The sequence below is a fragment of the Dietzia sp. IBK-p2-16D genome (genome assembly GCF_057773085.1).
On the sequence record NZ_JBYMTL010000002.1, the window covers coordinates 332,508 to 358,427 of the forward strand.

Annotated in this window: 25 protein-coding genes and 1 pseudogene; 13 read left to right on the forward strand and 13 right to left on the reverse strand. The window is 70.7% G+C overall.

Annotated features, from left to right (window positions below; all coding sequences use genetic code 11):
• Positions 1-68 precede the first annotated feature (68 nt).
• From AC3DE3_RS05885 to AC3DE3_RS05895, 3 genes are all read left to right on the forward strand, one after another.
• The gene (locus AC3DE3_RS05885) at positions 69-284 is read left to right on the forward strand and encodes a heavy-metal-associated domain-containing protein (RefSeq protein WP_488369327.1); all 216 of its coding nucleotides are present in this window, start codon (positions 69-71) and stop codon (positions 282-284) included.
• Between the two features lie 73 nt (positions 285-357).
• Complete coding sequence (locus tag AC3DE3_RS05890) at positions 358-2,679, forward strand: heavy metal translocating P-type ATPase (protein WP_488369624.1); 2,322 nt, start codon at positions 358-360, stop codon at positions 2,677-2,679.
• Positions 2,680-2,848: 169 nt separating this feature from the next.
• A complete protein-coding gene (locus AC3DE3_RS05895) occupies positions 2,849-3,778 on the forward strand; it encodes a TspO/MBR family protein (RefSeq protein WP_488369328.1) in 930 nt (309 codons plus the stop codon).
• Positions 3,779-3,810: 32 nt separating this feature from the next.
• Here the strand turns inward: AC3DE3_RS05895 and AC3DE3_RS05900 are convergent, their stop codons facing one another.
• From AC3DE3_RS05900 to AC3DE3_RS05940, 9 genes are all read right to left on the reverse strand, one after another.
• Positions 3,811-4,464 (reverse strand): prepilin peptidase, encoded by a 654-nt coding sequence (locus AC3DE3_RS05900; protein WP_488369329.1) that lies wholly within the window; start codon positions 4,462-4,464, stop codon positions 3,811-3,813.
• Position 4,465: 1 nt separating this feature from the next.
• Positions 4,466-5,368, reverse strand: a complete 903-nt coding sequence (locus AC3DE3_RS05905; protein ID WP_488369330.1) for a type II secretion system F family protein — start codon at positions 5,366-5,368, stop codon at positions 4,466-4,468.
• Between the two features lie 70 nt (positions 5,369-5,438).
• Positions 5,439-6,383: a type II secretion system F family protein gene (locus tag AC3DE3_RS05910; protein ID WP_488369331.1), complete on the reverse strand. Its 945-nt coding sequence runs from the start codon at positions 6,381-6,383 to the stop codon at positions 5,439-5,441.
• The gene (locus tag AC3DE3_RS05915) at positions 6,380-7,891 is read right to left on the reverse strand and encodes a TadA family conjugal transfer-associated ATPase (protein ID WP_488369332.1); all 1,512 of its coding nucleotides are present in this window, start codon (positions 7,889-7,891) and stop codon (positions 6,380-6,382) included. Before AC3DE3_RS05915 ends, AC3DE3_RS05910 begins: the two co-directional genes overlap by 4 nt.
• A complete protein-coding gene (locus AC3DE3_RS05920) occupies positions 7,888-9,120 on the reverse strand; it encodes a CpaE/TadZ family protein (RefSeq protein ID WP_488369333.1) in 1,233 nt (410 codons plus the stop codon). The genes AC3DE3_RS05915 and AC3DE3_RS05920 overlap by 4 nt, the downstream gene beginning before the upstream one ends.
• Positions 9,120-9,839 (reverse strand): Flp pilus assembly protein CpaB, encoded by a 720-nt coding sequence (cpaB, locus tag AC3DE3_RS05925; protein WP_260485875.1) that lies wholly within the window; start codon positions 9,837-9,839, stop codon positions 9,120-9,122. The genes AC3DE3_RS05920 and cpaB overlap by 1 nt, the downstream gene beginning before the upstream one ends.
• 10 nt (positions 9,840-9,849) lie before the next feature.
• On the reverse strand, positions 9,850-10,794 hold the full coding sequence (locus AC3DE3_RS05930; RefSeq protein ID WP_488369334.1) for a pilus assembly protein TadG-related protein: 945 nt from the start codon (positions 10,792-10,794) through the stop codon (positions 9,850-9,852).
• Positions 10,782-11,171, reverse strand: coding sequence for a TadE/TadG family type IV pilus assembly protein (locus AC3DE3_RS05935; RefSeq protein WP_488369335.1), 390 nt, complete (start codon positions 11,169-11,171; stop codon positions 10,782-10,784). Before AC3DE3_RS05935 ends, AC3DE3_RS05930 begins: the two co-directional genes overlap by 13 nt.
• A gap of 115 nt (positions 11,172-11,286) precedes the next feature.
• Positions 11,287-11,508, reverse strand: coding sequence for a Flp family type IVb pilin (locus AC3DE3_RS05940; RefSeq protein ID WP_488369336.1), 222 nt, complete (start codon positions 11,506-11,508; stop codon positions 11,287-11,289).
• A 444-nt stretch (positions 11,509-11,952) separates the two neighbouring features.
• Here AC3DE3_RS05940 and AC3DE3_RS05945 point away from each other — a divergent pair, with 444 nt between their 5' ends.
• Positions 11,953-12,663, forward strand: a complete 711-nt coding sequence (locus AC3DE3_RS05945; RefSeq protein WP_488369337.1) for a superoxide dismutase family protein — start codon at positions 11,953-11,955, stop codon at positions 12,661-12,663.
• A gap of 30 nt (positions 12,664-12,693) precedes the next feature.
• Here AC3DE3_RS05945 and AC3DE3_RS05950 read toward each other — a convergent pair whose 3' ends face one another.
• On the reverse strand, positions 12,694-13,266 hold the full coding sequence (locus AC3DE3_RS05950) for a peroxidase-related enzyme (RefSeq protein ID WP_260485870.1): 573 nt from the start codon (positions 13,264-13,266) through the stop codon (positions 12,694-12,696).
• Positions 13,267-13,422: 156 nt separating this feature from the next.
• Between AC3DE3_RS05950 and AC3DE3_RS05955 the strand changes: the two genes are divergently transcribed.
• From AC3DE3_RS05955 to AC3DE3_RS05975, 5 genes are read left to right on the forward strand one after another with little or no spacing between them, the layout of a single operon-like run.
• On the forward strand, positions 13,423-14,484 hold the full coding sequence (locus AC3DE3_RS05955; protein WP_488369338.1) for an ABC transporter substrate-binding protein: 1,062 nt from the start codon (positions 13,423-13,425) through the stop codon (positions 14,482-14,484).
• Between the two features lie 26 nt (positions 14,485-14,510).
• Positions 14,511-15,869: an LLM class flavin-dependent oxidoreductase gene (locus AC3DE3_RS05960; protein ID WP_488369339.1), complete on the forward strand. Its 1,359-nt coding sequence runs from the start codon at positions 14,511-14,513 to the stop codon at positions 15,867-15,869.
• Positions 15,869-17,206, forward strand: a complete 1,338-nt coding sequence (locus AC3DE3_RS05965) for an MFS transporter (RefSeq protein ID WP_488369340.1) — start codon at positions 15,869-15,871, stop codon at positions 17,204-17,206. The genes AC3DE3_RS05960 and AC3DE3_RS05965 overlap by 1 nt, the downstream gene beginning before the upstream one ends.
• 15 nt (positions 17,207-17,221) lie before the next feature.
• On the forward strand, positions 17,222-18,097 hold the full coding sequence (locus AC3DE3_RS05970) for an ABC transporter permease (RefSeq protein WP_488369341.1): 876 nt from the start codon (positions 17,222-17,224) through the stop codon (positions 18,095-18,097).
• Positions 18,073-18,801: an ABC transporter ATP-binding protein gene (locus AC3DE3_RS05975; protein WP_488369342.1), complete on the forward strand. Its 729-nt coding sequence runs from the start codon at positions 18,073-18,075 to the stop codon at positions 18,799-18,801. The genes AC3DE3_RS05970 and AC3DE3_RS05975 overlap by 25 nt, the downstream gene beginning before the upstream one ends.
• A gap of 64 nt (positions 18,802-18,865) precedes the next feature.
• On the opposite strand, the gene AC3DE3_RS05980 is transcribed toward AC3DE3_RS05975, so the two are convergent.
• Complete coding sequence (locus tag AC3DE3_RS05980) at positions 18,866-19,276, reverse strand: PPOX class F420-dependent oxidoreductase (RefSeq protein WP_488369343.1); 411 nt, start codon at positions 19,274-19,276, stop codon at positions 18,866-18,868.
• Positions 19,277-19,425: 149 nt separating this feature from the next.
• Here AC3DE3_RS05980 and AC3DE3_RS05985 point away from each other — a divergent pair.
• A pseudogene (locus tag AC3DE3_RS05985) lies at positions 19,426-20,850 on the forward strand (MBL fold metallo-hydrolase).
• Here the strand turns inward: AC3DE3_RS05985 and AC3DE3_RS05990 are convergent.
• Positions 20,811-22,682, reverse strand: coding sequence for an N-acyl-D-amino-acid deacylase family protein (locus AC3DE3_RS05990; protein ID WP_488369344.1), 1,872 nt, complete (start codon positions 22,680-22,682; stop codon positions 20,811-20,813). The pseudogene AC3DE3_RS05985 and the gene AC3DE3_RS05990 sit on opposite strands and share 40 nt — an antisense overlap.
• Positions 22,683-22,800: 118 nt before the next feature.
• Between AC3DE3_RS05990 and AC3DE3_RS05995 the strand changes: the two genes are divergently transcribed.
• Positions 22,801-24,147, forward strand: a complete 1,347-nt coding sequence (locus AC3DE3_RS05995; protein WP_488369346.1) for an MFS transporter — start codon at positions 22,801-22,803, stop codon at positions 24,145-24,147.
• Positions 24,148-24,215: 68 nt separating this feature from the next.
• Positions 24,216-24,608 (forward strand): hypothetical protein, encoded by a 393-nt coding sequence (locus tag AC3DE3_RS06000; RefSeq protein ID WP_488369347.1) that lies wholly within the window; start codon positions 24,216-24,218, stop codon positions 24,606-24,608.
• 1 nt (position 24,609) lies between these two features.
• On the opposite strand, the gene AC3DE3_RS06005 is transcribed toward AC3DE3_RS06000, so the two are convergent.
• Positions 24,610-25,251: a DUF1707 SHOCT-like domain-containing protein gene (locus tag AC3DE3_RS06005; RefSeq protein ID WP_488369348.1), complete on the reverse strand. Its 642-nt coding sequence runs from the start codon at positions 25,249-25,251 to the stop codon at positions 24,610-24,612.
• Between the two features lie 112 nt (positions 25,252-25,363).
• On the opposite strand from AC3DE3_RS06005, the gene AC3DE3_RS06010 reads away from it, so the two are divergent.
• A complete protein-coding gene (locus tag AC3DE3_RS06010; protein ID WP_488369349.1) occupies positions 25,364-25,864 on the forward strand; it encodes a carboxymuconolactone decarboxylase family protein in 501 nt (166 codons plus the stop codon).
• Positions 25,865-25,920 lie beyond the last annotated feature (56 nt).

Below are 25,920 nucleotides of genomic sequence, written 5' to 3' on the forward strand. Positions count from 1 at the left end.
CCACCCCGCCGACCGACCGTGCGATCCGACAGTCACCGCACACCCGCCATCCGAACGAGGAGAACGCCATGTCCGCCACCGCAACCTTCACCGTCTCCGGCATGACCTGCGGCCACTGCGTCGCCTCCGTGCAGGAGGAGGTCTCGGAGATCTCGGGAGTCACCGAGGTCGAGGTCGATCTGGAGTCGGGTCGCCTCGTCGTCGTCTCCTCCGATCCGGTCGATCCCGCGGCGGTCCGTGCCGCCGTGGACGAGGCCGGGTACACCGTCACCTCTGAGGGGTGAGGACGCCGTGACCACCAGCGAGTCCGCCGCGCCCACCGCCGGCACCACGTTCGTCGAGCTGCAGATCGAGGGCATGACCTGCGCGTCGTGCGCCAACCGGATCGAGCGCAAGCTCAACAAACTCGACGACGTCACCGCCGAGGTCAACTACGCCACAGAGAAGGCGCGCGTGCGGATCCCCGAGGGACTGCAGCCGCAGCTCCTGCTGGACACCGTCGAGCAGGCCGGGTACCACGCGCGGCTGCCCCGGCCCCGGACGCCGCGGCGCCCCACGTCCGCGGCCACGGAGGCGGCCACCGACGGTTCCGTGACCGACACCGGGCAGGCGACCGGCCACGTCGGCAACGCCACCGGTAACAGCACTGCCGATGACTCCGCCGCGCCCGACCGGGTCGACGAGCTGCGTCAGCGCGTCCTCGTCTCCGCCGTCCTGTCGATCCCGGTCATCGCCATGGCCATGGTCCCGGCGCTGCAGTTCACCAACTGGCAGTGGCTGTCGCTGACGCTGGCCGCCCCGGTCATCGTGTGGGGCGCGTGGCCGTTCCACCGCGCCGCCGCGATCAACCTGCGCCACGGCGCGTTCACCATGGACACGCTCGTCTCGCTCGGTACGTCCGCGGCGTTCCTGTGGTCGCTGTACGCCCTCTTCTTCGGGCACGCGGGCATGCCCGGGATGACGCACGGCTTCGAGTTCAGCCTCTCTCCCAGTGACGGAGCCGGGGACATCTACCTCGAGGCCGCCGCGGGCGTGACCACGTTCATTTTGCTGGGCCGCTACTTCGAGGCCCGGTCCAAGCGCTCCGCCGGTGCCGCGCTGCGGTCGCTCCTCGAGCTCGGAGCGAAGGACGTCTCCGTCCTGCGCGGCGGTGTTGATGGCGAGCGTGTGGAGACCCGCATCCCGGTGGAGGACCTGCAGGTCGGCGACGAGTTCGTCGTCCGCCCCGGCGAGAAGATCGCCACCGATGGCGCGATCGTCGACGGCGCCTCCGCGGTCGACACCTCCATGGTCACCGGCGAATCCGTGCCTGCCGAGGTCGGCCCCGGAGACGTCGTGGTGGGCGGCACCGTCAACGCCAGCGGCCGCCTGGCCGTGCGCGCCACCCGCGTCGGCTCGGACACCCAGCTCGCGCAGATGGCGCAGATGGTCACCGACGCCCAGTCCGGCAAGGCCGCCGCACAGCGCCTGGCCGACCGTATCTCCGGGATCTTCGTGCCCGTCGTGCTGGTGCTGGCCGTGGCGACGTTCGCCTTCTGGATGGTCACCGGCGGTGGCGCGGCCCTCGCGTTCACCGCGGCCGTGGCGGTCCTCATCATCGCCTGCCCGTGCGCGCTGGGTCTGGCCACGCCGATGGCCCTGATGGTCGGCACCGGTCGCGGCGCGCAGCTGGGCATCCTCATCAAGGGCCCCGAGGTTCTGGAGTCCACCCGCAAGGTCGACACGATCGTCCTGGACAAGACCGGCACCGTCACCACCGGTCAGCACGCGCTGGTCACTACGGCTGTCGTGACCGGAGAGGACCGCGCTGAGGTGCTTCGCCGCGCCGGCGCCGTGGAGGACGCCTCCGAGCACCCCATCGCCCGCGCGATCGCCGCCGGTGCGCGCGAGGAGGTCGGCGACCTGCCGGCCGTAGCGGACTTCGCCAACCACGAGGGTCTGGGGGTGTCGGGGCGGATTGGCGACGACGACGAGGTGGTCGTCGTAGGCCGACCCGCCCTACTGGCTGAGCGGAACATGCCGCTGACGCAGGAGCTCGAAGGCGCGATGGCCGAGGCGGCCCGCGCTGGCCGGACCGCTGTAGTGGTGGGCTGGGGCGGGAAGGCCCGCGGGTGCCTCGTGGTGGCCGACCAGATCAAGGACACCTCCGCGGAGGCCATCCGCCGGTTCCACGAGCTGGGTCTCACCCCGATCCTGCTCACCGGTGACAACGCCGCGGTGGCCGCCTCGGTCGCCGCCGAGGTCGGCATCGACCCGGGCCCCCAGACGGTGATCTCCGAAGTCATGCCCGCGGACAAGGTCGACGTGGTCCGTCGGCTGCAGGCCGAGGGGCGCGTGGTGGCGATGGTCGGCGACGGCGTCAACGACGCGGCCGCCCTGGCCACCGCCGACCTGGGCCTGGCGATCGGCACCGGCACCGACGCCGCGATCGAGGCCTCCGATCTCACCCTGGTGCGCGGCGACCTGCGCTCGGCGGCCGACGCGATCCGGCTGTCGCGGAGCACTTTGGGCACCATCCGGGGCAACCTGTTCTGGGCCTTCGCCTACAACGTCGCGGCGCTCCCGCTGGCCGCGGCCGGGTTGCTCAACCCGATGATCGCGGGCGCCGCGATGGCGTTCTCCTCGGTGTTCGTGGTGGCCAACAGCCTGCGGCTGCGGAGGTTCCGCGCCACCGTCTGACCGCCACCCTTCCCAGATCCGCTACTCCGAATCGGCATCGGCTAGTCCAATTAGGATCGCCGATCCCGATTCGGAATAGCGGATTTCGTGGCTTTGGGCGGTCGGGGCAGGCTCTCGACCGGCTGCACCGGCCTGTCTTGCGTGGTTGGGTGGAGTGATGAGCTCTCACATGACCCCCGCGAGCGATAACCACGCGATAGACGCCGGTGCGACAGACGCCCATGCGGCAGGACTGCGGCACGCCGGGCTGCCGGGCGGGCCCGCCGACGCCGCCGGCCCCGGCGACCTGCCCGCCCCGACCGGCTGGGCCCTGCCGGTCATCACCCTGCTGGGCACCGCCGCCGCGATCGTGGTGGCGTTCATCGGCAGCGGAGCGCTGGGCGGGACGCCGATCGCCGAGGCCGCCGGCGGGGTCCTGTCCGCCGACGCGACCCCGGTGGCTCCCGCCGGGTCGGCGTTCAGCATCTGGAGCGTGATCTACCTCGGGCTCGCCGCATACGCGATCTGGCAGCTCACGCCGGTGGCCCGCCGCTCGGTCCGGCAGGCGGCGCTGCGGCCGTGGGCGCTGGCCTCGGTGCTGCTCAACGCCGCGTGGGTCTGGGCGGTGCAGTTGGAGCTGATCCTCGGCTCGGTGATCGTGATCGTGCTGCTGCTGGCGGTGCTGATCCGCATCATGTTCATTCTCGGCGCGCCGCGCATCGGCGGGGTGGTCGAGACCGTGGTCACCGACGGCACGTTCGGCCTGTACCTCGGCTGGGTGTCGGTGGCGTTCTTCGCCAACACGTACGCGTGGCTCGCGAGCGAAGGCATCGAGGTCGTGACCGAGGTGCCGTTCGGGATCGTCGGCATCTTCGTGGCCGCGGCTGTCGGCGTGGCGACCGCGCTCATCAGTGGCGGGCGGATCCCGCCGGCGCTGGCCACCGCGTGGGGCTTGGCGTGGGTTGCGTACGGCCGCACCTCGGGCGAGCACGAATCGGCGGCCCTGGTGTGGACGGCGGCGATCGCGTCGGTCGTGGTGGTCGTCGTTGCCCTCGTCCGGCGACTCACGGTCCGCAAGCGGCAGCCACGTCGTGCTGCCAAGGTCGGGCGCACGGCTTAGCGGGCCGCCAGGTCCAGCGTGGTCCGAGCGACTCAGCCCGCCAACGCCGCGGAGCGCACGGCCCAGTAGGCGGCGCCGACGACCGCGCCGATCACCATGGCCGGGCCGAACGCGATGCCGCTCTTGGCCCCCACCCGACCCGCGGCCAGGAGCACGAGCGCGACCGCGGCGTTGATGACGAACGCGGCCAAGGTCCCCGCGAGCACGGCGGGCCAGCCGAACCACCCGAGGAACGCGCCGAGCACGCCGGAGAGCTTGACGTCCCCCAGACCGAGGCCGGACGGATTGATGAGCGCCAACACGAAGTAGAACGCGAGCAGCGCGGCCGCCGCGGCGGAGGCCCGGCCGAACGAGCCCCATTCGTCGAACATCGCGGCCGTCGCCGCCAGCCCGAGGAACACCACCGGGTACAGGGGCAGGACCAGCGCATCCGGCAGGCGGAACACCGCCAGGTCGATCGGCACCAGCAGCGCGCACGCCACGGCCAGGACGAGGAACGTCACCAGGTCCGCCCAGCCCAGGGCCAGATGCGCGGCACCGAACCCTCCGGCCGCCGCCAACACGACGTGCAGGCCACAGCGCAGCCACCGCGAGTCCGACCCGGCGACCGAGCGCATCCATCGCCCGAGCACCGCCGCGGCCACACCGGCCACGACGGCCGAAGCCACGGCGATCACGAAGAGCATGTCAGGAGAACGCCTCCATCATGTTGATCACCGTCGGGCCGAGCAGCACGATGAACAGTACGGGCAGGATGCACGTCAGGAGCGGGAAGATCACCTTGACCGGCACCTGCTGCGCCTTCTCCTCCGCCCGCTGCCGCCGCTTGAGCCGCATCTCGGACGCCTGCGTGCGCAGCACGTCGGCGACGGAGATGCCGTAGGCGTCGGCCTGGATGATCGCGCGGATGAACCGGCGCAGGTCGGGCACGTCGGTGCGGATGGCCAGCTGCTCGTAGGCGGTCCGGCGGAGCTGGCCCACCTGGATCTCCTGCAGCGTGCGGATGAGCTCCTGCGCGAGCGGGCCGGTGCCGTTGCGCCCGGCGCGGGCCATGGCGGCGTCGAATCCGAGCCCGGCCTCCACCGCGATGGTCATCTGATCGAGGGTGTCGGCCAGCTCGAGCGCGATCTCGTCGTTGCGCTCCTGGCCGCGGCTCTGCAGGAGGAGCTCGGGCAGAAAGTAGCAGACGGCGGCCGTCCCCAGCATGAGCAGGAGGAGCAGCGGCTCCGGATTGGCCCGCAGTAGCGCCAGGCCCAGCAGCACCACGGCCAGAGGCAGGACGATCTTGGCCACGACGAGCCGTTGGATGGACCAGCCGCGGGGCCGGCCGGCGCGGATGGACAGCTTCTCGAGCCTGCGGATGGTGCCGACCGGCGTCAGTCGGCGGGCGACCTCGTACAGGCGGCTGCGGGAGTCGTCGTCGTCGACACCGGTCAGGTCGACGGCGGAGGCGAATCCGTCGTCGGTCCCGCGGCGGAGGTTGGCGACGGTGCGCGCCCGGACGGTGTCCCGGCCGGCGAAGACGGCGAAGGCCAGCAGGAACATGGATGCGGTCAGGACGAACACGGCCAACGCGGCGGTCAGCGGCATCGCGGGGGCCTCCTTTCGCGGAGACGGGCAGAGGGGGAGGGGAGGCCGGGGCCCGGGGTCGGGCGCCGGGTCAGAACTTGATGCGCACGACCTTGCTCAACCAGATCCCGCCGATGATGAGCATCACCACTCCGGCGGCGATCATCCCCCAGCCCAGCGGGCTCTGGGTGAGCACGCCGATGTAGGACGGGTTGGAGATGAACAGGAATCCGCCGATGCCGAACGGCAGTGCCATGAGGACGTAGGCGGACAGCTTGCCCTCGGCGGCGAGCGCCTGAACCTGTCGGCGGATCTGGTTGCGTTCGCGGATGGTGTGGCCGACGCCGTCGAGGACCTCGGCGAGGTTACCGCCGACCTCGCGGTTGATGGCGATCGCCTGGGTGACCCAGACGAAGTCCTGGCTGCCCATCCGGTTCGCGGTCTCCTCCAGCGCCGGGGCGAGCTCGCGACCGACGCGGGTCTCGTTGATGATCCGCGCGAACTCCTCGGAGGTGGGCTGCTCGGCCTCGCGGGCGACGGAGGCCAGCGCCTGGAGGAGGCTGTGTCCGGCGCGCAGGCTGCTGGCCATGAGCTGCAGGGAGTCGTCGAGCTGGTCCGCGAACGCGGCGCGTCGGCGGGCGGCGAGGACCTGGAGCAGGATGTATCCGCCCGCGGGGGCGAGGAGGGCGAGGAACACGCCCATCAGCGGTCCGATGAGGATGAGTCCCAGGGCGAAGGCGACGATCGTGGCGACGACGACGAGGAAGACGTAGTCCTGGAGCCCCATGCGGACGCCGGCGCGTTCGAGCTGGCCGGCTCCGGTGGTCCCGCGGCGGCGCAGGAGCGAGTCGATCGCCTCGGTGAGCGCGGTGGCGGTGCGGTTCAGCAGGCCGGGGCCGGCGGGCTGGTCGGGCCTCCGGCGCTCGCGCGGGATGTGGCCGCGTGCGGGGGCGAGCGCCAGGAAGGTGAGGACGGCGATGGCCAGGGTGACGGCGGCGAGCCCGAAGGCAGCGGGAGAGAACAGCGACGCGGTCATCGGATCGACCCCGCTCCGTCGGTGGTGGCCCCGAACACGCGGGGGGACAGGGTGATGCCGAGTTCGGTGAAGCGGTCGGTGAAGCGGGGGCGCACCCCGGTGGCGACGGGCTTGCCGAGGAATTTGCCGTCGGGGCCGACGCCGGCGGAGTAGTCGAACAGGAACGCGTCCTGCAGGGTGACCGTCTGCCCCTCCATGCCCTGGACCTCGGTGACGGCGGTGATGCGGCGGGTGCCGTCGCGGAGGCGGGTGAGCTGGATGATGACGTCGACGGCGGAAGCGATCTGCTCCCGGATGGCCCGTAGCGGCAGGTCCATGCCCGCCATGAGGACGAGGGTCTCCAGGCGGGCGATGGCGTCACGTGGCGAATTGGAGTGGACGGTGGAGAGTGAGCCGTCGTGGCCGGTGTTCATCGCCTGGAGCATGTCGAGGGTCTCGCCACCGCGGACCTCGCCCACCACGATGCGGTCGGGACGCATACGCAGGGAGTTCCGGACGAGTTCGCGGATGGTGATCTCCCCGCGGCCCTCGATGTTGGCGGGTCGGGACTCGAGCCGGACCACGTGGTCCTGCTGCAGCTGGAGCTCGACGGCGTCCTCGATGGTGACGATCCGCTCGCCCTCGGGGATGAACGAGGACAGGACGTTGAGCAGGGTGGTCTTACCGGATCCGGTACCGCCGGAGACGATGATGTTGAGTCGTGCCTGCACGCAGGCCTGCAGGACCTCGGCCATCTCGGGGGTGATGGTGCCGAAGCGGATGAGGTCATGGACCTGGTACGGATCCTTGGAGAACTTCCGGATGGTCAGCGAGGAGCCGTTGACCGCCAGGGGAGGGATCACCGCGTTGACGCGGGAGCCGTCCGCGAGGCGGGCGTCGACCAGCGGGGACGACTCGTCGACGCGGCGGCCGATGCGGGAGACGATCCGCTCGATCACCTGCCGCAGGTGGTCCTCGGAGGTGAATCGCGAGGGGTGCCGGGTGATCTGACCGGCGCGCTCGACGAAGATCATGTCGGGGCCGTTGACCATGATCTCGGTGATGTCCGGGTCCTCGAGCAGCTTCTCGAGCGGGCCGTGGCCCAGGACGTCGGCCTGGACGTCCGTGATGAGGCGCTGGCGCTGGTCCCCGGTCAGCGGGACGGTCTCGTCCTCGACGACCTTGTTGAGCTCGGCGCGGACCATGGTGTGGAGCTGGTCCTCGGTGAGCGAGGGGTTGTTCAGCCGGGCGCCGATGCGCTCGAACAGCGCGGTGGCCGCGCGTTCCTTGAGGGCGATCAGCGGATCCGCGGTGGGGTCGTCGGTGAGCGCCCCGCCCGCGGGCGCGAGAGATTGCGTGGTGCCCGCAGCGGCAGACCTCGTCGTCGTCGCCGTCGGGGTGGCGGTGGCCACGGACGACGTCGGGTCCGTGGCGGCGGGGACCGGCGCGGCGGCCTCGGTCGGGAGCGCGTCGGTGAGGGTCGTGCCGGTGGCGACGCGCGCGGCGCGGAGGCGATCGGACAGGCTCATGCCTTCACCCGCTTCCTACGGAGTCGGTGCCGGCCTCCCATGGTGAGGGGCACGGCGGTCTGGGTGGGGCGCATCGGCGCCGGGGTGAACTGGTCGACGAGCTTGCGCAGTTGCTTGGTCATCGGGTCGCGGGTGTCGCTCTGCAGGAGGGGTAGGCCCTGGTTGACGGACACCGGGACGGCCTTGCTGCGGGGGAGGACCAGGTCGACTCCGGCGCCGATGGTGGCTTCGGCGTCGGCCTTGGTCAGCCCGCTGCGCGGGTCGGCGAAGTTCACCAGGATGTGTCGTTTGTCGAAGTCCAGGGCCAGGTCGCGCAGGATGGCCATCTCCTTGCGCAGACCCCGGACGCCCGGCACGTCGAGACTGGTGAGGAGGACCAGCTCGTCGGCCTGGTCGATCGCGGCGAGCGCGTGATCGTCCAGCCCCGGGGCGGTGTCCACCACGACGTAGCGGAACTCCGAGGCCAGGGTCTTCAGCAGCTGGGCCACGTCGGCGGAGGTGATGTCGTCGGCGTCGGCGGGGGACGCCGGCGCGCACACGGTGTAGAGGCCGGTCTGGTGCTGGGTGAGGAAGGTCTTGAGGACCATCGAGTCCTTGACGGCCGGGCCGCGGACCACATCGAGAAGGGTGTGCTCGGGGTCGAGGTTGAGTGCGCTGGCCACGTCGCCGAACTGCACGTCCAGGTCCACGAGGACCGTCGAGTTCGGGGCGGAGCGGGCCAGGCCCACCGCCAGGTTGGTGGCGACCGTCGTCTTGCCGACCCCGCCCTTGGGGGAGACCACGCTGATGACGCGGCCGCGCGTGCTGGCGCTGCCGTTCATGGCGGTGTCGCCCGGCCCCTGGGGTGCAGTAGTGGCGGCGACCTGTGCGGCGCGACCGAGCACCGCCGCGAACTCGGCGACATCGGCCTCGGGGTGCACCACGTCGCACGCGCCGGCCCGCAGGGCGGCCAGGGCGAGGGCGTCGGGCTGCTCGCTTACCAGCACCACGGCCATGCCGGGGCAATCGGTCGCGAGACGGGACGAGAGCCCCAGCGCGTCCTCAAGGTTGGCGGCGGTGTCGATCACGACCACCTGCGGGATCGGTGCGCCTGTGCCAAGTCGTTGGAAGAGTTGCGGTGGGCCGGCGGGCAGCGGGGTGCCGGCGATCACCGAGATCGGCGCGCCGGTCGCGGTGGCGACTCGTCCGCGGAGGTCGGCGGAATCGGAGGCGATCAGTATGCGGCTCATCAGGAGAAATTCCTCATATCGACCTTGGGGGTGCCGTCCTGCGGGACGGTCGCGTCCTCGAGCGAGAGCCAGATGTTCGAGAATTTGGCAGCGTGGACGACGGTCAGTGACTGATCGGTGGTGAGCGCCATGGTGATCATCGCGCCGCCGTCGGGCACCGGGGCAGCGTCGGGGTTCTCGACCCCTTCGTTCGGCTGGGTCGCGCCAAGCCCGCCTTGGACGCGGGTCACAAGGATTTTTCGGAGAATGAGGCGAGTCCTCCCGTCGCCGACGGTGATGAATACGCCGACAGTGTCCCCGGGAGTGATGGTGCCGCCGACGATCTGCGGTGCGCCAAGCGAGATGGTCACTGAGTGGTACCCCTCGGGCACGGGGATTCCGCCGAAGCGTTCCAGCGACTGCCTGGTGACAAACCGGGCGCTTAAGAGCTGCTCCCCGGGCTGCAGATCGGTCGCGGCGACTCGGCTGGCCACCTCGGCGAGCGAACGGACCGGGTCGGGCCCGACCGCCGCCCGGGGCAGGCGCTGGGTAGTCACCGAGGCGGCGATCTCCTCCGACGGAGTGCCCTCGGCAATGGGTGCGGACACCACCAGGACCTCGATGGGATCCATGTTCGCCATCGCGCGACTGTCCGCGTTGTTCACGTAACTGACGAGCAGCACTGCGCCGAGGAGCGCGAGCACGCCGGCTGCAATAGCCGAGACGAGACGTCGGTTCATTGGTCTCTCACTAGTCAGGTAGTAGGTAGACGGCGGATGTGCCGAGGTTTGGCGCGTCCGGGCCGTAGGTGAAGTCGGGGTCCGTGTTCACCATCGAAGTGAAGTAGCCGCGGATGCACCGTTGGTTCTTGTCACACGGCGGATTCCAGCTCTGGCCGGAGAAGTAGTACCCGGTGACGTGGAACGCCGCGTAGCCGTAGACCTCGTACCAGGCGCCACGGCCGTTGCCGCCAGAAGTGGTGGAGTCAGCCTCGTCGAAGAGCGGAATGAGGATGGTCTTTCCTCGAATCGTCGAGAGGTCGCATTGGCCCGGGTTGTTGCCGGGCTCGCTGTAGGCCTTCGTGTTGATTCGCGTGGTGGTGTAGCAGCTCTTCTTCTCATCGGTCTCCAGCCACCCGAATCCTCCGGGAAGGAGGGTCGGGGACCCGTTACCCGTACCCGAACAGGTTCCGGCCGGTGTTGTGACGATCGTCTGTTCAACTCCTGACGGAATCCCGCCGAGGGAGAACTTGTTGAAATCGCACAGCGAGATGATGAGCGGGAGCGCCGCCGTGCCGCCGGTTGGGCCGCCCCACCCCGCGCTGGAGGTTGCAAGGAGCGTAGTGCGATCGATTCCGAATATCGGCGCGAACGAGTGCTCGCGAACCGCAGAGTTGTGCACGGTCACCCTGCCCGTGGAGGCGGAGGGAATCGTCGGGACGCTGGCGACAGCGTTGCCGGAGTTGCTGTTCTCGGTCGCGAAGGTTTGGGCAGTTGTGTTCGGAGAACCGCAGGCTTTGCGGGCGCAGTCCTGGGCAATGGCCAGTGCAGCGGCGTCCGCGCCGGTCTGGAGTTGCTGCCGCTCGGCGTGGGCTGCCGCGATGTCGAGGGAGATCGCGGCGAATCCGATGAGCGGAACCATGAGGATGGCGACGAGGACGGCGACCGCTCCGCGATCGTCATTTAGCCGAAGCATCGCATGGTCCCCCTGCCGGTGAGGGTGAAGTCGTCGAGGGGGAGAAAACCAGAGACCAGAGTGAATGGATAACTGATCGTGACGGCGACCTGGCCGGGAGCCGTTGTGTCCGAGGTGCAGCGGGAGGGGGTGACATCGATCATCGAGTCGGTGAGGGAGAGACCGGAGGCGGAGTCTTTGGCGGTCGCACGCGCAGCTGTGGCGTTATCTTGCAGCGCCATCACCCTGACGCCATCGCGAGCTGCGTTGGAGAGGGTGGTCTGAACGTGGTATGCGCGACCGAATTCGATGATGCCGAGGACTAGGAGCAGAAGTATCGGCAGTACGAGCGCGAATTCAACTGCTGCTGCTCCGCGGTCACGTGAGGGCGTGAGCATTGCGGCGCCTGAGGGGGGAAGGGGAGGGGAGGGGAGGGGAGGGGTGATCGCGGGACGAGGGACTTGGTATGCGCAGCGCCCATCGGTGGGCGCTGCGCATACCAAGCGACTACGGTCAGGTCGCCGGGGCGTTCGCCTTGTCGATCTCAGTGTTGACGCCCTCAAACATCTCGTTCAGATTGTCGCCGAGGGCGACTACTGCCACGATGATCACGACGGCGATCAATCCGACCATCAGGCCGTACTCGACGGCGGTGGCGCCGCGGTCCTTGCGGTTCTCGAAGCGGTCGTCGAGGAACGCCTGGAAAGTGACCATGAGGGCATAGACCTGGTTCATGATGAACCCTTTCTTGCGAGGGAATGAGCCTGAGGCTCGAGGGGGAGGGACGCCCCGCGGGGAGCCAGAGGAATCTGTGCGGGGACTGAGAAGAGTATGCATCTCGCTCTCAGGTTTAGCAAGTGTTCAGACAAAATTGCGTAACGAACTTCACAGTCGTCTTCGACCGGCTGCTGCGCGCACAGCGCCGTCCCTGAAACTCGCTCCAGCTCAACCGGTCTCGGGCCGCCCGCGGGAGTGGTCGACGGGGCTGTCAAGTCGGTTGTCCTACTCCGGTGTTGGCTAATCAACAAAACGCCAGCTCGCAATGCCAAGGGGATCCTTACTTTGTGGTACCGCAGACCGCATCGAAGCGCGCCGCGAGAAGTCGTGTGGCTCAAGGCGGTTGCGCCGAGCATGCGCATCGGTACCGTCACCACCACGACGCCGTTCGAGGAGGTTCCGATGACCGCACGCACCGTGTCCGCCGCCCGACTGAGCGGAAGAAAAAGCTCTGCTTTCGCCGCTCTTGGCGCAGCCGCCCTGTTGCTGGCTTCATGCGGAACTGGGGAGGATTCGCCGGCTGCCCAGGGCGATGTCGAATCCCAGACGACTGTCACGACGGCCGAGACGACCAATACCGAGAACGGTGCCGGTGCGAGCGGGGGCGACGTCTTTGCGACCGCCGAACTGGTGAACGCGGGAGGTGAACCCCGCGGCACGGCGGAGTTCGCTGAGACCGACGGCGGCACGCTCGTCACCGTCAACGCCACCGACCTGACACCCGGCTTCCACGGCCTCCACATCCACGGCGCGGGCCTCTGCGAACCCGACAGCGAGAACCCCTCCGAGCCGGGCGAGCGCGGGGCGTTCCTCTCGGCAGGCGGCCACCTGGCCGGGCCGGACGGCGAGGCCGGCCACCCCGAACATGCCGGTGACCTGCCCACTCTCTACGTGACGGAGGACGGTGCCGCCCGGATCGTCACCCTCACCGACCGGCTCGACCGCGGGCTGCTCCTGGACGAGGACGGATCGGCCGTCATGGTCCACGAGAACTCGGACAACCTCGCCAACATCCCGGAGCGCTACGCGCCCGGCGGGCCGGACGAGGGCACCAAGAACGCCGGCGACGGCGGGAGCCGCGCCGCCTGCGGTGTGGTCACCGAGCGGAACTGAGGCAGCCCCCGCGCCGAGGTTGGGGCCGGGCTACTTCTGCCGCGGCACCCGGCCCATGAGGTAGAACTCCGGGTTCGGCCGCATGTCGGTCGCGTTCGCCAGCCGGTTACTCAGCCCGAACAGCCCGGTGATGGCGGCGATGTCCCACGCGTCCTCGTCGTCCAGACCGTGCTCGCGCAGCGCCGCGAAGTCGGCGTCTCCCAGCTCGTCGGAGTGCAGATTGACCTTCGTGGCGAAGTCGCAGATCGCCCGCTCGCGCGGCGTGAGATCGGCCTTGCGGTAGTTCACCGCCAGCTGGTCGGCGATCATCGGGGCCTTCTTGACGATCCGCAGGATTGCCCCGTGCGCCACCACGCAGAACAGGCAGTTGTTCTGCCCGGAGATGGTCACCACGATCATCTCCTTGTCCGCTTTGGACAGGTTCCCCTCGCGATCCATCAGCGCGTCGTGGTACGCGAAGAACGCCCGCGACTCGGCCGGCCGGCGTCCGAACATCAGGAACACCTCGGGCACGAACCCGGCCTTCTCCTGCTCGGCCAGGATGCGTTCACGCAGGTCATCGGGCAGGTCGGCGAGCTCGGCGAGGGGGTAGCGGTCAGACATCCGGTGCCTCCGGGGTCAGGGGGGTGAGGGGAAGTACCTCAGCCTAGAGCCGCTCGGGACCGTTCCGTTCACGATGCGAATTAAGGTTCCCCCGCCCGCTCACCCGTTGGTAGACATCTCTCGTTCACACGACCCAGCCCTACAGGAGTAGTAGAGATGTCACCACGTCCCAGCCCTCGCCCGCGCCGTCGCCTGGCCCTCGTCGCAATGGCGATGGCTGCGGTCACCGCCGTCTCGGCCTGCTCCGGCGACGCCGACGGCATCGCCGCCGACGCGCCGCTGCCCACCGAGATCCCCGAGGGCACCACGCTCGTCGTGGCCGACCAGCAGAACCGGCTCACCGTGGCGCTCGAGGCGTCCGGGGAACTGGACAAACTCCCCTTCGAGGTGGAGTTCGGCGCGTTCCAGGGCGCTCCGTCGGTGCTGGAGGCGTTCCGCGCCGACGCGATCGACATCGGCTACGCCGGCGACATCATGGAGGTCCAGGCCCTCGCCGCGGGCGACGACGTCAAGGTGATCGGCGCCGGAGCCACCGACAACTCCGTGGCGCTCGCGCTGGCCCCCGGCGTCAAGGTCACCGAGCTGTCGCAGCTCAAGGGCAGGAAACTCGGCTACGCCGAGGGCACCACGCAGCAGATCTTCCTGCTCAACCTCCTCGAGGCGGCCGGGCTCGGCACCGAGGACGTCGAGCTGGTCCACATGAGCCTGCCCGACTTCCCCGACGCCCTGCGTTCCGGCGTCATCGACGCCGCTCCCCTGAGCCAGCCGGTCCGCTCCCGCTACCTCAAGACCCCCGGCAGCTCCCAGGTCCCCGAGGAGCTCACCGAGGACTTCGGCTCCGGGCACCTGTACGTGTACTCCAGCGAGACGGCGCTGTCCGACCCCGCCACCGCCGCCGCGGCCGCCGAGTTCGTGGCCGCCGTGGTGCGTAGCTACCAGTGGATCAACGAGAACCCGCAGGAGTGGGTCCGCTCCTACGTCGTGGAGTCCGAGGGGCTGACCGAGGAGGACGGCGACGCGATCCTCGCCTCGCAGGGGGAGTTCACCTTCCCCACCTTCGACGAGGTCGAGCAGGTCATCGCCTCGATCGCCGCCGGGCTCGACTCGGTCGGTGGTCTGCCCCGTCCGGTGGAGGCGTCGGAGGGCGTCGACCGCCGCTTCGACCCCGTCGTCGCGGAGGCCGTGACGTCCGTCGGAGCCTCCCGCACCCGCAGCTGACGCCGCCCACCCCAGGAGAGAACCCCATGTCACAGCCACGCCAGCTCAGCCTCAACGCGTTCATCTACCCCACCGGCCACCACGAGGCGTCGTGGCGCCACCCGGACGCGGTCCCGGAGCGCATCACCGACATCACCTACTTCCAGGAACTCGCCCGCACGGCCGAGGCCGCCAAGCTCGACGCGGTGTTCTTCGCCGACGGCCCGGCCCTGCGCTCGGACGCCCGGTTCAAGCCCGACTACCACCTCGAGCCCATCACCACGCTCACCGCGATGGCCTCCGTCACCAGCCACCTCGGCCTCATCGCCACCGCGTCGACCACCTACTACGAGCCCTACAACCTCGCCCGCCTGTTCTCCTCGCTCGACCACCTCTCCCGGGGCCGGGCCGGATGGAACATCGTGACGACCTCGACCGACGCCGCGGCCGCGAACTTCGGGCTGGACGAGCACCCGCCGGCCGCCGACCGGTACGCGCGGGCCACCGAGTTCGTCGAGGCGGCCATCGGGCTGTGGGACAGCTGGGAGGACGACGCCCTCGTCGTCGACAAGGAGGCCGGAACCTACGCCGACGGCGACCGGATCCACCGCGTCGACGCGCGCGGCGAGCACCTCCGCGTGCGGGGCCCGCTCAACTCGCCCCGGTCCCCCCAGGGCCGCCCGGTGCTGGTCCAGGCCGGCTCGTCCAACGACGGGCGGGAGTTCGCGGGCCGCTACGCCGAGGCCATCTTCACCGCCCACCAACGCATCGGCGACGCGCAGGCCTTCTACGCGGACATCAAGGCCCGCGCCCTCAGGGCCGGCCGCAATCCGGACCACGTCAAGGTCCTGCCCGGGCTCAGCCCGTTCATCGCGGACTCGCCCGCCGAGGCCCGCGACCTGGAGCGCGAGCTCAACGAACTCACCATCCCCGCGTTCGGCCTCGAGCAGGTCCGAAAGCTGACCGGGATCGACCTGTCGGGAGTGGGATACGACGACGAGGTCCCGCAGTCGTGGTTCGAGGGCTTCGGCGACCTGGCCGATACCACCCAGAGCCGCAGGTCCGTGGTGGCGAAGATCGTCCTCCGGGAGAAGCCGACCGTGCGGGAGCTGCTCTACCGGCTGGCCGGTGCACGTGGGCACAACGTCGTCACGGGGACCGCCGAGCAGGTCGTCACCGTGATCGAGACGTGGTTCCGCACCGGCGCCGCGGACGGGTTCAACATCATGCCGCCCGTGTACCCGGTGGGGCTGGAGGCGTTCACCGAGCGGGTCGTCCCGATCCTGCAGGACAAGGGCCTGTTCCGCACCGAGTACTCGGGGACCACCCTGCGCGATCACTACGGCCTGCCGCGGCCCGAGAGCCGCTACGCCGCCGAGCCGCTGGCCGGCTCCACCGCCTCCTAGTGGGAGACAGGCCGGAGGGAGGGAGGTCGGCCGGGCCCCGGCGGCAGCGCCGGGGCCCGGCCCTGCCGCGCGCGCTCGTCCTGCCACTGCTCGTGCCGTCGCTGCTGCACGGGGTGGGGCAGGGTGCGGCCGCGCCGGTCGTGGTGCTGCTCGCGCTCGAGCACGGCGCGTCGGTGGTGCAGGCCGGGCTCGTGGCCGCCATGGCGGGCCTGGGCATGCTGCTGGGCGACGTGCCCTCGGGGTGGATCATCTCCCGGCTGGGGGAGCGCCGGGCCGTCGCCGTCTCGACAGGGGTCGGGGTCGGCGGAGCCGCGCTGAGCGCCCTGGTCGGGGACCCGGTGTGGATCTCGATCGGGGTGGCGCTCGTGGGCGTCGCGGCGGCGGTGTCGATGGTCGCCCGGCAGAACTCCGTGGTCGAGATCGCCGCCGACGCCCACCTCGGCCGTGCGCTGTCCGCGGTCGCGGCGTCGATGCGTGCGGGACTGCTCATCGGCCCGTTCGTCGGCGCCGCCGTGGTCGCCGTGAGCGGCCCGGCCGGCGGGCTGTGGATCCAGGCCGCGGCCATCGCCGTGGCCGGCGTGCTGATGATGATCGTGCCCGACGCCACCGCCCGCGGCGCCGAGACCGGCAGCGGCGTGTGGGCGGTGGCCGTCGACCACGCCGAGCCCCTCACCCGCGTCGGTGCCGGCGCGTTGGTGCTGGGGGTGTGCCGCACCAGCCGCACCACGGTCCTTCCGCTGTGGGCCGCGCACGTGGGCCTGGACGCCGTGGCCACGAGCGTCGTGTTCGGCATCGGCGGCGCCATGGACCTGCTGATCTCGCTGCCCGCGGGACGAGCGCTGGACACCATCGGGCGGGTTCCTGTCGCGGTCGCTTCGACGAGCGTGTTCGCGCTGGGTGCGCTGCTGCTGCCGCTGGCCCACGGGCCGGTCGCGGTGGGGGCGGTGTCCGTGGTGCTGGGCGCGGCCAACGGGCTGAGCAACGGGCTGCTCATGACCCTGGGGGCGGACCTCGCGCCCCCGGGCGACCGCGTGGCCTTCCTCGGGCTGTGGCGGGTCGCCCACGACCTCGGGGTGCTGTCCGGGCCGCTGGTCCTGTCCGGGGTCACCGCGCTCGGCGGGTTGGCCGCGGCGAGCCTGGCCACCGGTGGGGTGGCGGTGGTGGGCGCCGGGGTGTTCGCGTGGGTCGTGCCGCGGTATCTGCCCCGGCGGAAGCCGGCGGACGGGCCGAGTCGGCAGCCGGCGGTCGGGTCGAGCCGGGAGCTGACATCCGATCACCGTGATGCCAACCGTTGCCCCGTTCCGCCGTTGCCGGACACCATCTCCTCCACCACCTGACGAGAGGACGACCCCATGACGCTCACCATGCACCGCCCCGCCACTGCCCGGCCGACCGGGCGGACGCCGGGGGACGAGGCCCCGGCGGCCGGGCGCCTGGCACCGAGGCCCGCCAGGTCGCGGCTCGGGCCGGGCGCGCCGATCCGGTTCGGTCTGGCGATCGGGCCGCTCGTGCTCCTGGCGATCTGGACCGTGGGGTCGGCCACCGGCCTCATCGATCCGCGGACCCTGTCCGCCCCGTGGACGGTCGTCACGACCGCCGGGGAGCTCATCGCCGACGGGCGCCTGCAGAGCAACCTGTGGATCTCCGTCCAGCGGGCGCTGGTCGGCGGCGCGCTCGGCGTCGTGCTCGGGGTGGTGCTCGCGACCCTCGCGGGCCTGACCCGGATCGGCGAGGCCCTCATCGACGGGCCGGTGCAGATCAAGCGGTCCATCCCCACGCTCGCGCTCATCCCGCTGGCGATCGTGTGGTTCGGCATCGGCGAGCAGATGAAGATCCTGCTCATCGCCCTGGCGGTGTTCGTGCCCGTCTACATCAACACCTTCTCCGCCCTGCGCGGCCTGGACGCCCGCCACGTCGAGCTGGCCGAGTCGTTGCGCCTGTCGCGGGTCGGGTTCCTGCGGCACGTGGCCGTCCCCGGCGCGCTGCCCGGTTTCTTCTCGGGACTGCGCCTGGCCGTGACCATCGCCTGGACCTCACTGGTCGTGGTGGAGCAGGTCAACGCCAGCAGCGGGATCGGCTTCCTCATGTACCAGGCCCGCAACTACGGACTGACCGACGTGATCATCGTGGGCCTGGTGGTCTACGCCATCCTCGGAACCACCTCCGACCTGCTGGTCCGGCTCCTCGAGCGAAAGGCACTGTCATGGCGTACGACCATCGCGAGCTGAGCGTCCGCGCCCGCGGACTCACCCGCGGATTCGACGGACGGGTGGTGCTCGACGACATCGATCTGGACATCCGCCGCGGCGAGTTCGTCGCCCTGCTCGGGCGCAGCGGCTCCGGCAAATCGACCCTGCTGAGAGCGATCGCCGGCCTGGACGCGGGCGTCCCCGGTTCCGGGGAGCTGCAGGTGCCCGAGAACCGGTCGGTGGTGTTCCAGGACTCGCGGCTCCTGCCGTGGTCCCGGGTGCTCGACAACGTGGTGCTCGGCCTCGACGGCCCCGACACGCGACGCCGCGGCTCGGAGGCGCTGGCCGAGGTCGGTCTGGCGGGCCGGGAGCGCTCGTGGCCGTCGGAGCTGTCCGGCGGTGAGCAGCAGCGGGTCTCGCTGGCCCGCTCGCTGGTCCGCGGCCCCGAACTCCTGCTGGCCGACGAGCCCTTTGGCGCCCTGGACGCGTTGACCCGTATCCGGATGCACGCGTTGCTGCTCGAGCTGTGCCGGGTGCACCGGCCCGCCGTGCTGCTGGTGACGCACGACGTGGACGAGGCCATCACCCTGGCCGACCGCGTGGTGGTGCTCGACGAGGGCCGGATCGCCCAGGACGTGGACGTGGTCCTGTCCGAGGGGCGCACCGAGCGCGCGACCGAGCACGCCGCCTATCGCGAGGCGCTCCTCGCAGCGCTCGGTGTCGAGGCCGCGCACGCGGTCTGAGCAGCGCCGGCCCGGCCGACCCGGCCGACGCACCCCGAGCCGGCCGGCCCGGGGTGCGTCCGGGTCAGGACTCGCGGAGCTGACCCCACACGTGGACGTGCTCGATCTCCACCCACGCGTCCACGCGGGCGCGATCGCGCACCGGGTACGGCTCGCCGGTGTAGTGCGTGCTCAGGGCGTCGATGCCGGACAGATCCGGGTCATCGGCGATCTCCACGACCCGCCCCTGGATGCTCGCGTGGGTGTACCAGTCCTCGGACGCGATGACGGACAGCGCCACCCGCGGGTCGCGGCGCAGGTGTTGCAGCCGCACCCGGCCGGCGTCGAGGTTGAGGTGGATCCGGTCGCCCTCCACGAGTCGGTACCAGGTCGGCACGGTGACCGGGGAGCCGTCCTTGCGCAGCGTCGCCATGACGGCCGGGTTGGGCGCGAGCAGCAGGGCGCGGGTGTCGTCGTCCATGGGCGAATCGGTCACGGCGGGGGTCCTTCCATCGGCGATACGGTCCGTCCCCAGTGTGCGCCGCCCGGCCGCGAGTGTGCACGAACCGACCGGTGGCCGCATACCGGGGAGGGTTTTACGGTGGCTGTTGTACCTGTTCCCCCAAGGAAAAAGGACGCCGCACCATGCTTTTCGAACGCATCTATGACTACGACCTGGCCCACGCCAGCTACTTCATCGGCTGCCAGAGCAGCAGCGAGGCGATCGTCGTGGACCCCAGTCGCGACCTCCGGCCCTACTTCGAGATGGCCGATCAGCACGGCATGACCATCGTCAAGGTCACCGAGACCCACATCCACGCCGACTACCTGTCCGGCACCCGCGAACTGGCCGCCGCGACCGGCGCCACCGTCTACCTCTCCGACGAGGGCGGCGACGACTGGCGCTACGGCTTCGAGGGTGAGCGGCTCCGCGACGGCGACACCATCGAGCTCGGCAACGTCCAGCTCAAGGCCGTGCACACCCCCGGCCACACGCCCGAGCACCTGATGTTCCTCGTCGCCGACGGTGCGTTCGCCGACGAGCCCGGCTACGCGCTCACCGGCGACTTCGTGTTCTGCGGCGACCTCGGCTGACCGGACCTGCTCGACGAGACCGCCGGCGGCAACGACGACGCCGGGAGCGATTCCGACGGCGAGGACACCCGCGTCGAGAGCGCCAAGCAGCTGTTCGCCAGCCTGCGCGAGCGCTTCCTCACCCTGCCCGACCACGTCCAGGTGTTCCCGGCCCACGGCGCGGGCTCTGCCTGCGGCAAGTCCCTGGGGGCCTTGCCGTCCAGCTCGGTGGGATACGAGCGGAAGTTCGCGTGGTGGCCGACGTACGTGGAGAACGACGACGAGGAGGGCTTCATCTCCGAACTCCTCGACGGCCAGCCGGACGCACCGGCGTACTTCGGGCGGATGAAGCGCGAGAACCGGGACGGCCCCTCCGTGCTCGGCAATCCGTTGCCGGAGCTGCACGAGCTGCCTGCCCAGGAGGTGGCCTCCGGCATCGAGTCCGGTGGCCTCGTCGTCGTCGACCCCCGCCCCGCCGACGACGTCCACGACGGCACCGTCGACCGCGCCATCAACCTCCCCGCCGGCCAGGCGGACACCTACGCCGGCTGGGCGATCGATCCGGACAAGGACACCCGCGGCCTGGTCTTCCTCGCCGAGGACGCCGAGGCGGCCGACGAGCTGCGGCGGCACGTCATCCGCGTGGGCATCGACTCCACACGCGGGTACGTCACCTCCACCGACGGACTGCCCACGTTCCGCCCGGAGACCGTCGCGCCGGAGGACCTGGAGTCCCACGAGCACGCCATGGTGCTCGACGTCCGCGCCACCTCCGAGTACGACGAGGGCCACGTCCCCGACGCCACCCAGCTGCACGGCGGCCAGGTGATGTGGGAACGCGACGAACTGCCCGACTCGGGGAAGATCGTCACCTACTGCCAGTCCGGCACCCGCAGCTCGGTCGTGGCCAGCTCACTGCGCAGCGTCGGCTACGACGTCACCGAGCTCGAGGGCAGCTACTCCGCCTGGGAGGACGCCGGGATGCCCACGGAGTGAGCGGCGGGCCGTGGCGCCTCCACCGGCCGCGGTGCCACGGCCTCGCCCGCGGGCAGGAACCGGCCCGCCGCGAACACCCGGCCGTAGCCGTCGGCGAACTCCCCATCCGACCACACCACGCGGCCGCCGATGATCGTCGCCGCCACGGCCCGGTCGTTGCGGTTGACCATCCGGCGGATCCCGCCGAACTCGTCCATGGCCTCCTCGTGGTACTCGAGGGACTCGCCGTCGAGCCCGGACGGATCGATGACCACCACGTCCGCCCGGCGACCGACCTCCAGTCGCCCGGCGTCGAGGCGGTAGAAATCCGCCAACTCACCGGTGAGCTTGTACACGGCCTCCTCCGTGGTGAGGAACGGCTTGCCGCCCAGCTGTGCCTGGTGGACGCGCTCCAGCAGGCGGATGCCGAAGTTGTAGAAGGCCATGTTGCGCAGGTGCGCACCGGCGTCGGAGAAACCGATCGTCACCCCCGGGGTCCGCGCCAGCCGGTTGGCGACCTTCTCGCGCGCGTTGGCGATGGTGGTGGTCCAGCGGAAGTCGGTGCCGAACTCCACCACCAGGTCGAGGTACGCGTCCGCCGGGTGGAGCTTCCGGGCGCGGGCGACGTCGCCGACGGTCTTGCCGACCAGCGACTCGTCGGGGCACGCCACGATGAGGGCGTCGTCGAAGTCGCGGTGCCACACCCGCGGGCTGAAGCGCTTCTCGAAATCCCGCCGGAACCAGCGGCGGTAGCTCTCCTGTTCCAGCAGATCGGTGCGGGCCATCTCGTCGACGAGGTGCAGGGCCTCACGGCCGGAGCCGAACTCCTCGAACACCACCAGGTCGATCCCGTCCGCCCACACCTTGAACGTGGTGGGCAGGTGCTGCCACACGAACTTGCCCTTACCCACTGTGTTGGCGGCCCAGGCGATGGGCCGGAAGATGCGGTTGACCCACGGCTCGGCCAGCGTGTCGGCGGCTGAGAGCAGCGAGACGCGCAGGGGCTTGCGGAACAGCCCCGTGCTGGTGGCGGCGTAGAAGGCCACGTCGACCTTGGTGTTGAGGTTGGGCACACCCTGCAGGACGCGGTCACGGCGGCGCAGCAGCCGGCTGATCCGCCGGAACTCGCCCCACGAGGCGTGCGTGGAGGGCAGGGTCCGCGAGCGGTAGCGGTCACCGTCCATCTTGTCCCAGGGATTGGTCATGGTGGACACGCCCAGGAAGCCCTCGTCGAGAGCGGCGTTGATGCGGCGGTCGATCGTGCGCAACTCGTCGCGGCTGGGGGACTGCTTGGGGTCGGTCGCCCGGCCCAACCCCATCACCGAGGCGCGGACGTCGGAGTGGCCGAGGAACGACGCGACATTGGGCCCCAGGGGCAGGGCCTCGACCGCGCGCCGCCAGTCCGCCGGGCCCGACCAGGTCTTCTTCTGCTCGAGCGCCGCCAGCACCGAGTCGCGGGGCAGGGCCTCGACGCGGCTGAACAGGTCGGCCACGTCGACGGTGCCCGAGTACACGCCCGAGATGGAGCAGTTGCCCACCAGGACGGTGGTCACCCCGTGCCGCACGGATTCGCCCAGGCCCGGGGAGACGAGCAGCTCGACGTCGTAGTGGGTGTGGGTGTCCACGAACCCGGGCGTCACCCACCTGCCCTCGGCCTCCACGACCTGCGTGTCCGGCGAGACGGGGAGCGGCGTCGGACTGATCGCCGCGACCTCCCCGGCACGGATCCCGACATCTGCGCGGATGCCGGGGGCGCCGGTGCCGTCGAAGACCGTGCCGCCCCGGATGACGACGTCGAAGTCCGTGCCCGTCGCAGCGGGCGAACCGGTGCCGGACGACTCAGTGATGCCCACGAGGAGCTCCTCTTGTTGTGATGTGTGACACAGTGACACCAGGCTACTCGGACATTCGTCCACGTCCAGCCCCGGTTGACCCGCTGATCTGACGGAGGCGCCGAGTAGCGTTGCCGCCATGACGACCCGCACGGAGCGCCTCGACGGCCTGCCGTTCACCCGCAAGCACCGCAAGCTGCTGCTCGGCTCGGGCGTGGGGTGGGCGCTCGACGCCATGGACGTGGGATTGATCTCCTTCGTCATGGCCGCGCTCGCGGTCCACTGGTCGCTCTCGCCCACCGAGCTGTCGTGGATCGGATCCATCGGGTTCGTCGGGATGGCGATCGGTGCCGCGCTCGGCGGGCTGCTCGCCGACAGGATCGGCCGTCGCCAGGTCTTCGCCGCCACCCTCCTGATCTACGGCCTCGCCACCGGCGCCGCGGCGCTGTCGACCGGCATCGCGATGCTCATCGTGCTGCGCTTCATCGTCGGCCTCGGCCTGGGCGCCGAGCTGCCGGTGGCGTCCACGCTGGTCAGCGAGTTCGCGCCCCGCCGGATCCGCGGCAGGGTGGTGGTGATCCTCGAGGGGTTCTGGGCCGTCGGCTGGATCATGGCCGCCCTGATCGGCTACTTCGTGGTGCCGGCGAGCGACGACGGGTGGCGCTGGGCGCTGGCCATCGGGCTCGTCCCCGCCGCGTACGCGCTGGTCGTGCGGTTCGGACTCCCCGAGTCGGTGCGCTACCTCGAATCGAGGGGCCGGGCCGACGAGGCCGAGCGGATCGTCCGCGACTACGAGGCCTCCGCGGGCGTCGAGCCGCCAGACGATGCTGCTGGTCCCGCCACCGCATCGGCACCAGCGGCCGGAGCCGACGCCGCCCCCGCCGTTGCCGCCCCCGCCGAGTCCATCTGGTCCCCGCGCCTGCGCACACGGACCGGCGCGCTGTGGATCGTCTGGTTCGGGATCAACTTCTCCTACTACGGCGCCTTCATCTGGCTGCCGAGTCTGCTCGTCTCGCAGGGCTTCGACCTGGTCAAGTCGTTCGGGTACACGCTCATCATCACCCTCGCCCAGCTGCCGGGGTACGCGGTCGCGGCGTGGCTCATCGAGGTCTGGGGTCGACGGGTCACGCTCGCGGTGTTCCTCACCGGTTCGGCGGTGGCGGCCGGTCTGTTCGGCCTCGCGGACTCCCCGGCCACGATCATCGCCGCCGGCATGGCCCTGTCGTTCTTCAACCTCGGTGCGTGGGGAGCCCTGTACGCGATCGGACCGGAGCTCTACCCCACCGCGACCCGCGGGTCCGGCACCGGCGCCGCCGCGGCGTTCGGACGGATCGCCTCCATCATCGCTCCGCTGCTCGTGCCGCTCCTGCTCGATCTGGGCGACACGGTGCTGGTCTTCGGGGTCTTCGCCGCGGCCTTCGTCGTCGCCGCCCTCGCCGCCTTCACCCTCCCGGAGCGCCAGGGTTACGCGCTGGAGGACACCTGACCGCAGCCACCCGGCCGCAGCCGCTCGGCCCGGATGCGGGGCGGCGAAGGGGATGTGACGATGGCGCGGTGACCACTCGTGTGATCGGTGCGCTCGTCGCCGTCCTCGGCCTGCTCGTGGTGCTCGGCGGGATCCTGCTGGGCAGCATCGGCGTGTCGACGGGCGGCTTCGTACAGCGGGTGGACTGTGGCACCTACTTCAGTCCCGACTACAGCGACGCCCGCGACAAGGACAACGCGCTCACCTCGCTGAGCTGGAAGGACCTCTTGCGCGGAGAGCGTCCGCAGCCGAGCACGGAGGCGCAGGAGGCGTGCGACGCCGAGCTCGCCCAGCGCCGCGTCCCGGTGCTCGCCTCGCTGGGGATCGGGACGACGATCGTCGCCGTCGGGGTGGGGATGGGGTTGCTTCCCGTGGTGGCGACCGCCCTGGCCAGGCGCGGGGAATCGGACGGGTTCCGTTAGCTCAGCTGCGGTTCTCCCGACCGTCACCCAGCTCGCGGATCCGTTCGTTCGCGGCGCGCAGCCGATCCTCGCGGGCCTTCCGGTCGGCCTTCTTGAGCTTCTCGTAGGTCTCTTCCTCGGAATCCGTGTAGCGCAGGATCAGGCGTGGGATCCCCAGCGTGAGCGCGAGCGACGGCCACACGATCCACGCGTACTGCCAGTCCACGATGATCTGCAGCACGAGGAACGTCACGAGCGTGATCCCGAGCACCACGCCGTCCAGCGACTCCACGAGCGACCCGCGCTTGCGCAGTTCCTCCAGGTCGGCGTCGGTGCCGCGGGTGGTGGGGGTCGCCGCGCCGGCGGGGGACCTCGGCGATGATGACGACAACGATGACGACGACGACGACGAGAGCTCCAGCTCGCCGCCGGGGGCCGTCGCCGACTCGACGATCATGCCGTCGACTGAGGTCAGTGGCGTCCCGCCGGGCAGGTCGGTGAAGAAGCCGCGCAGCTGGCCGAGTGTGCGGGCCGTGGCCACCTCGCCGGAGCGGGCGTGGAACTCGGTGTCGTCCAGTCGGCCGGACGCGTAGTGGTCCCCGAGGGCCATGAGGGCGTGCAGCCGCTCGGCGTCGGAGAGCAGGAGGTCGTCCGGGTCGGCCATGGGATCAACGCTAGGACCGCGCGGCCCGCGGCGCCATAGGGGATCGCCCCGATTCGCCGCAGTCCGCCCGCCCGCCGTGTCACATTCCGGTGGACTCGTGCGTCGAAGAGGCATGAGTACATCACCAGGGAAGAACGACCAACGCACACAGATCAGCGCGGGCGCGATGGCGCCGATGTTGGCACTCGAGGCCTACTCGCGGGCGCGGGTCTCCCGGCACGACAGTCACCTCGTCCGGCTCCGCGTCTCCGCGGTGAACGGGTGCCGCTACTGCCTGGCCATGCACCGCCGGGATGCGCGCAGGGACGGCTGGAGCGAGACCCGGATCGCCATCGCCGAGAACTGGCCCGCCCACGCCGAGGAGGTGTCCCCGGCCGAGCGGGCGGTCCTGTCATTCGCGGACGCCGTCACCCACATCGACGGCGAGGAATCCGTCCCCGACGACCTGTGGGACGAGGTGGTCCGCCACCGGGGCGAAAAAGGGGCTGGACAGCTGGTCATGGAGATCGTCACGATCAACGCATGGAACCGGATCGCGATCGCCACCCGCAAGGACCCGGCGACTCTGCGGGGACTCCTCCCGAGCGACCTCGAACCGGTGATCCGGCCCTGACCGCCGGTCCCGCCACGCCTGCCGCGCCCGCCGGTCCCGCTGCGTCTGCCGCGGCC

Coding starts and splice junctions, on each gene's coding strand:
- AC3DE3_RS05885 (WP_488369327.1), top strand. CDS start 69: ATGTCCGCCACCGCAACCTTCACCGTCTCCGGCATGACCTGCGGCCAC.
- AC3DE3_RS05890 (WP_488369624.1), top strand. CDS start 358: ATGACCTGCGCGTCGTGCGCCAACCGGATCGAGCGCAAGCTCAACAAA.
- AC3DE3_RS05895 (WP_488369328.1), top strand. CDS start 2,849: ATGACCCCCGCGAGCGATAACCACGCGATAGACGCCGGTGCGACAGAC.
- AC3DE3_RS05900 (WP_488369329.1), bottom strand. CDS start 4,464: ATGCTCTTCGTGATCGCCGTGGCTTCGGCCGTCGTGGCCGGTGTGGCC.
- AC3DE3_RS05905 (WP_488369330.1), bottom strand. CDS start 5,368: ATGCCGCTGACCGCCGCGTTGGCCGTGTTCGTCCTGACCGCATCCATG.
- AC3DE3_RS05910 (WP_488369331.1), bottom strand. CDS start 6,383: ATGACCGCGTCGCTGTTCTCTCCCGCTGCCTTCGGGCTCGCCGCCGTC.
- AC3DE3_RS05915 (WP_488369332.1), bottom strand. CDS start 7,891: ATGAGCCTGTCCGATCGCCTCCGCGCCGCGCGCGTCGCCACCGGCACG.
- AC3DE3_RS05920 (WP_488369333.1), bottom strand. CDS start 9,120: ATGAGCCGCATACTGATCGCCTCCGATTCCGCCGACCTCCGCGGACGA.
- cpaB (WP_260485875.1), bottom strand. CDS start 9,839: ATGAACCGACGTCTCGTCTCGGCTATTGCAGCCGGCGTGCTCGCGCTC.
- AC3DE3_RS05930 (WP_488369334.1), bottom strand. CDS start 10,794: ATGCTTCGGCTAAATGACGATCGCGGAGCGGTCGCCGTCCTCGTCGCC.
- AC3DE3_RS05935 (WP_488369335.1), bottom strand. CDS start 11,171: ATGCTCACGCCCTCACGTGACCGCGGAGCAGCAGCAGTTGAATTCGCG.
- AC3DE3_RS05940 (WP_488369336.1), bottom strand. CDS start 11,508: ATGAACCAGGTCTATGCCCTCATGGTCACTTTCCAGGCGTTCCTCGAC.
- AC3DE3_RS05945 (WP_488369337.1), top strand. CDS start 11,953: ATGACCGCACGCACCGTGTCCGCCGCCCGACTGAGCGGAAGAAAAAGC.
- AC3DE3_RS05950 (WP_260485870.1), bottom strand. CDS start 13,266: ATGTCTGACCGCTACCCCCTCGCCGAGCTCGCCGACCTGCCCGATGAC.
- AC3DE3_RS05955 (WP_488369338.1), top strand. CDS start 13,423: ATGTCACCACGTCCCAGCCCTCGCCCGCGCCGTCGCCTGGCCCTCGTC.
- AC3DE3_RS05960 (WP_488369339.1), top strand. CDS start 14,511: ATGTCACAGCCACGCCAGCTCAGCCTCAACGCGTTCATCTACCCCACC.
- AC3DE3_RS05970 (WP_488369341.1), top strand. CDS start 17,222: ATGACGCTCACCATGCACCGCCCCGCCACTGCCCGGCCGACCGGGCGG.
- AC3DE3_RS05975 (WP_488369342.1), top strand. CDS start 18,073: ATGGCGTACGACCATCGCGAGCTGAGCGTCCGCGCCCGCGGACTCACC.
- AC3DE3_RS05995 (WP_488369346.1), top strand. CDS start 22,801: ATGACGACCCGCACGGAGCGCCTCGACGGCCTGCCGTTCACCCGCAAG.
- AC3DE3_RS06005 (WP_488369348.1), bottom strand. CDS start 25,251: ATGGCCGACCCGGACGACCTCCTGCTCTCCGACGCCGAGCGGCTGCAC.
- AC3DE3_RS06010 (WP_488369349.1), top strand. CDS start 25,364: ATGAGTACATCACCAGGGAAGAACGACCAACGCACACAGATCAGCGCG.